Below are 5,543 nucleotides of genomic sequence, written 5' to 3'. Positions count from 1 at the left end.
TAAGTTCCATGTCAGCAATAATGTCTTGTTGGAAGTCTTTGACAAATTCCAGTTCCTCTATTTTTTCTTTGAGTTTTTTGATTTCATCTTTCTTGCTCATCCCTTGTTTCTTTTGTTCTAAAGTACTGTATTTTTTTAACCAATAATAGATAGAAGCTCTGGAAACCTGATATTTATTGGCAGCATGATTGATTGAAATCTGAGCATTTTGAATCTGATCAATGATCAGTAGCTTGAGATCATAACCCACTTTTTTGTAGGAATTTTTTCGACAGTGTTGATTTTGTTCTTTCATTAGGTATAGTACTAAAAGGTTTAATTTTTAGTCAACCTATTTCAGGAAAGTACGTTGGTTTCAATTGCAGGTAACGGTCTTGTATAACAATCAGTTGCGGGTTGGTTGAAAACTAAGATAGCTAAAATTATCGACTTTTATGCTTGCGCGGTTGTGTCCGCAGGACACAAAGCCGCAATTGTTGTTATACGTTGTTGGCAACTGGCTTTTTTCAATAAACATATTTATGTTCTCTGATACTATTCCCATTTTTGTCTATCAATGTCTTTTTTGAAATTAGTCCACTTTCGTAAGTGATTTCAATTACCCCATCAACATAGTCTTTCGAATTACTCAATTCAATTCGTGTAATTTTGCCGTTTTCGTTATAATATTTTATTTCTAATTCTTTTGGCGGGATTTTATTCCAATATTCAATAAAGTATTCTCTTTCTCGAACAGTTGATTTTTTGTCATAAATATAATTTTCTGTCCAATTCACTTTTTTTGTTTTTCGATTAATTTGGATCAATTTGGAAAGTTGTCCATTTGAGTCATATTCATAGATTAAATCGTAAGGATTTGTATTTTGATTGAAGTAAACCCTTTCTTTGATAATTTTTCCTTTTTTACGAATTATGGCTTTATTTTCTCTTTCAACCCAAATTTTATAAAATTCCAAATCTTCGGGTGCTATTATACAACCATTTTTGCCATCAATTCCATATTTATCGACAACACTGTCTTTTAATTTACTCCGAGTAACAAGTTCTTTTGTAGTTATTTTTTTCTTGTTTCCTCTGTATTTGTACTCGATAAGAATTGTGTCTCTTTCTGGTCGGTTAATTTTATAAGATTTTTGAATTTGGCCTTTATTATATTCGTAAATCCAAGTTCCAGTATTTCGATATTTGGAATTTAAAGGCATAAAATTGATATAATTTTCTTTTACCAAATTTCCATTTTGGTCGTACTCAAATGTTTTGACTGTTTTGTTGTCAACCGTATCTACAAGTGAATTGAATTCAATAATTTTTTGCACTTTATTTTGTGCGTAAATTTCATTGATTCCGATTATTAAGAAAAGAAGCAGGATATTTTTCATAGCTTGTTGCCAACGGCTTCGATTATCGCAAGTAGTGGAGTAGGTGACACGGATTTGTCGGCTTAACCTTTTCTTGCTTGGTTTCTAAAGTTAGACTTTTTTTTTAGTTAAAAACCGCTATTTGCGATTAATCGTTGTTAGCTATAGTTATTTTGCAACCAAATCTCTCAATAGTTCTTCGATTTCTTCGACGGAATGTTTCACGTTTTCAGTTTCTGAATCATATTCTTTAATTCCATTTGAAATTAAGCTTATTTTCCCTGTTTTATCTACAATTAAAATTTTTGGATAACTAGTAACTTTAAAACCTTCTTTCAAAAGGTCCATTTGGTTATAGGCAATTTGAAAGTCAAAAGGTTCTTTTTTTATGAATTCGAGAACTTTTTCTTTTGGATCAAAAGTAACAGCTATGAACTTTACTTCTTCTACAAACTCTTTTCTAATCTCATTAAGTTTAGGAATCTCTTTTAAACAAGGCGCACAATTAACAAACCATAAATTTATAAAAGTTACTTCGCCCTGGATTGATTTGTTGTCGATTTTATTACCTTCCAATGTTAATAACTCTATCTTCGGTAACATTTTGTTTTCAAGTTCAAAAACTCTTTCTCTTTTATAATCAACTTTTTGCAAATCAAGGCTTAATTGAACCCAAGTTATAGTTGAATCATTTCTTTTAAAAGTTTCTCCCAAATTATAGCTTACACTATTAGCAATATAACCGTATTTTTCAACTGATGTTTTGTTGTAATTGTTTTTTACATTTTTCAAATATGGTTGAATAGAATCTTTTGAAGTTAAAATTTTTTCTGTTCCCTGAACGTGATAAAATTCTTGACTATTAGCAATTATAGTAAGAAGTAAAAATAGTAGAATTGGAGAATTTTTCATGATAAAATAATTATAGCTAACTGTCTCGGTTATCGCCAGTTGGCGGAGTAGGGGACGCGGAGTTGTCGGCTTAGTATTGGTTTGTTGGTCAAGTTAATTATTTTCTTTCTAACGGTACCGCTTATTGGCGATGAACCGTTGTTGCCAAATGTATGTTTTCTAAAAATAAGTTATAGTTCTAAAGCTTATATTAGAAAGTTTACCATTTGGATAATAATATCTTCGTTCAAACCAGTTTCCATTTGAGTCATATTTATACTCCATTTTATTTTTTCTATTCTTATCATTCTCAAACCTTTGAAATTTTATTACTACCGGATTCCCAAAATTATCATACTCTTTGGTTATGCAGTCAGCATCATTATTATACTTTGGATATAAATTAATCTGTTTATGAATGTTTTTGGAAATAGAATCTTGATAAAGATAAATATGTAATTCTTGAATGAACTCTTTGTCTTCATAATCCTCATAACGAATCAATCTATCATAATCATCAAATTGATATAATCGTTTTGTTTTATAACCATTTTTTGAGATTGATGTAATTATTTCTTGATGTGAGGTAATTTTATGTTTTGAAGCTGCTATTTCATTTTGCTTTAATACTATTGAGTCGTTTTTAAATTCATAAATGGTGATATTTGTATCAATTGGAGTTCCATAATCAATCCAGAATTCTTGAACTACTCTATTATTTTTATCATACTTGTAAATCCATTTTAAACTATCTAATGGATTTTCTTTTTTGAGATCGAATGATACCCGGCTTTCCTTATAACCGTTTTTATTAAAATTTACTGTAGATCCTCCCCAAGTTATAATGTTTTCATCTTCTAATATATATGTAGAATCACTTGTATAGCTAACTCTATAATTTTTACTTGTTATTGATTTAACCTGTCCTTTTAAATTTTCACTTTCCAGGTCATTTTGAATCAAATCAAGTTTAATTTGACCGAAAGTCAGAGAATAGATGAAAATAAAAATAAAAAGTAGAATTTTTCTAAACATATTTTTGGCAACGGTTACGGTTAACGCCAGTGTGCGGAATTTAGCACACGGAGTTGTCGGCTTATTGTATTGTTGTTTGGAGTTCTAAGTTATTGTTTTTCCTGGAATACCGCATATTGGGTCGTTAACCGATGTTGGTAGCTGTTTTTTATCCAAATGCTTTTTTAATTTCTTCCTCTGCCAGATAATTCCATCCTTGCCTTTCATTTTCCCTAGCTTCATTAACTATTCTTTTTAGCCTTAAGACTTTATCTTCTTTGTAAGAACTTAATCCATAAGTAGGTAAACCGGCTACTGCATCATAGAAGTAATCTTTAAGATTGTAGGAGGCTAAGTAATATTTGTCAATCACATACTTTTCTAATTCATATGAAGTATAAACCTTGTAGTTAATAACATTCCAATATTTTAATAACCTAACTAACTTTCTTATCAAATAGTAATTTGCTTTGTTTTTATCGTTCAAGTCTTTTTTTAGAGCATGTGGATAAGTATTTGTCCATTGTGAAAAACTAGAAGCAGGTGCGGGAATATGATAAGTTCCCCATGTATAATATGCTGGAACTAATTCAAATTTGATATGGCTTAGTTCAAGTACAATTGTTGGAGATGATTGATAAATTTCATTTCTAGAATAATTAGCTTCGGCAAATCTTTTTAATCTATTCATTAAGGTCTGTGGAGTCCAGCTAGATCCATTTTCAAAACTCACCATAAAGTCAACATCAGAATCTGAATCTCTACTTCTTCGGAGAATAGTTTTTCTATCATAAGAACCAAAAACAAACTTGCTCTCAATCTTATTAAAGTAATTGCCTAGTTTATACGATAAGGTAGTTATTGAAGTATTTGTTGAATTTCTTTCCCAATCTGGAATTGTAATTGTTTTAGATAAATCAGTTAAATAGGTTAATACAGACATTAAAAACTTGCTATTATAGATTTTACAATTTGATCAGTTCTATTCTCATTGTCTTCTTTATATAAGTAATAAAACCAGTCAGGAATTTTTTCTGGAACCGTTCTTTCAGTGTAGATCACATCTTGAATTTGTCTTAGAATATTTTCTTTAGGAACTTTTTTCTTTTTTGAATATTTATTGATGTAATGATCAATTTGATTTAAAGTTTCGTTTTTGGATTCTATATGTCGTTTTAAGGAAAGACTATTTTGCACAGTATAAATCAAGAAAGAGATTGATGGAGCGACTAATAGAAGAAAATCATAAAATCCCACATTTTGAATAATTGAATAAATAGCGAATGCTGCATAGTATACTACAACTGAAACTAATAACATCTTACATATTTCTTTCTCAAATTTAATTCCCAAGAAAAATTTATTCTTTGACACAAAAGAACCGCTATTTCTTTTGGAAGATCATCCTTAATCTCTTTGGAGTACCAGTTTTTTAAATCCTGCTTTTCGTATTTTTTAGCTAGGTCAGTTATTTTATCTGAATTTATTTTGCTTTTACATAGAATTTTGTTCCACGGAATTGAAAATAGCTCAATATCGAATTGTTCTTGAATTTTAGCTCCTTCTACAGTTTTTCGTTTTCTATAAGAATCGGATATTAAATAAATAACTGTCCATAGAACTCCAAATGCAGCTAAATAATCCAGTAATTCATTTTTGAAAACACCGATTAAAGGAAGTATGATTGCAATTAATATACTTATGAAATCAAAGGTCTTATAAATCTTACATTGACTATAAGCTATTCTTTGCGCTTTTAAATATTGAATAAATTTTTCATTATTCTGTTTTTCAACTATGTTATTCATCTTCTTAAAAATAGCTACCAACGGTCTCGATTATCGCAAGTAGCGGAGTAAGGGACACGGATTTGTCGGCTTAATCTTTTCTTGCTTGGTTTCTAAAATTACACTTTTTTATTCAAAAACCGCTATTTGCGATGAATCGTTGTTACCTTTCTGTTGCGACACGTTCTTATATAAAATTTATAGTCAGAATTATCGAATATTGAGTTAGAGAATTTTACTTTTATCATTCTCTCAGATTGAGAAATGATTTTTATAGTTAAAATTGATAGTAAAACTTTACAATTTCGACTTTTTCCAGTGTTGTTTTTTAACTTTTAGCTGAATTTTTTAATTATAATTTTTTGAGAGTTGGGTTCTGCGCAATTATTGGCTTTTTTAGTCTAGTTTATATTTAAAATCTAATGTCAGCAAGCAAATTTGTCCGTTTTAGTTAAGTCAATAAAATAGTATCCGATTTTATATAATTTCACTA

The 5,543-nt window shown here is 29.4% G+C and carries 5 protein-coding genes and 1 pseudogene; all 6 read right to left on the bottom strand.

All coding sequences use genetic code 11. The annotated features are described in order from the left end of the window. Window positions 1–295: IS630 transposase-related protein (locus BM201_RS17875; protein ID WP_092545109.1), on the bottom strand; the 295-nt coding region annotated here is incomplete at its 3' end. A gap of 211 nt (window positions 296–506) precedes the next feature. Then, window positions 507–1,379, bottom strand: coding sequence for a hypothetical protein (locus BM201_RS17870; RefSeq protein WP_092545169.1), 873 nt, complete (start codon window positions 1,377–1,379; stop codon window positions 507–509). A gap of 147 nt (window positions 1,380–1,526) precedes the next feature. Then, window positions 1,527–2,270, bottom strand: a complete 744-nt coding sequence (locus tag BM201_RS17865) for a TlpA family protein disulfide reductase (RefSeq protein WP_092545167.1) — start codon at window positions 2,268–2,270, stop codon at window positions 1,527–1,529. Window positions 2,271–2,429: 159 nt separating this feature from the next. Then, window positions 2,430–3,284 carry a hypothetical protein gene (locus BM201_RS17860; protein ID WP_092545165.1) on the bottom strand — a complete coding sequence of 285 codons (855 nt, stop codon included), beginning with the start codon at window positions 3,282–3,284 and terminating at the stop codon, window positions 2,430–2,432. A 148-nt stretch (window positions 3,285–3,432) separates the two neighbouring features. After that, window positions 3,433–4,206: an SMODS domain-containing nucleotidyltransferase gene (locus tag BM201_RS17855; protein WP_175487091.1), complete on the bottom strand. Its 774-nt coding sequence runs from the start codon at window positions 4,204–4,206 to the stop codon at window positions 3,433–3,435. Beyond that, window positions 4,206–5,071, bottom strand: a pseudogene (locus BM201_RS18280) (S-4TM family putative pore-forming effector). Before BM201_RS18280 ends, BM201_RS17855 begins: the two are co-directional and overlap by 1 nt. Between the last annotated feature and the right edge of the window lie 472 nt (window positions 5,072–5,543).

The sequence above is a fragment of the Zunongwangia mangrovi genome (genome assembly GCF_900112105.1).
GTDB classification, from domain to species: domain Bacteria; phylum Bacteroidota; class Bacteroidia; order Flavobacteriales; family Flavobacteriaceae; genus Zunongwangia; species Zunongwangia mangrovi.
Note: the sequence above shows the minus strand (reverse complement) of the source record. Positions and strands in the feature narration are given on the sequence as shown.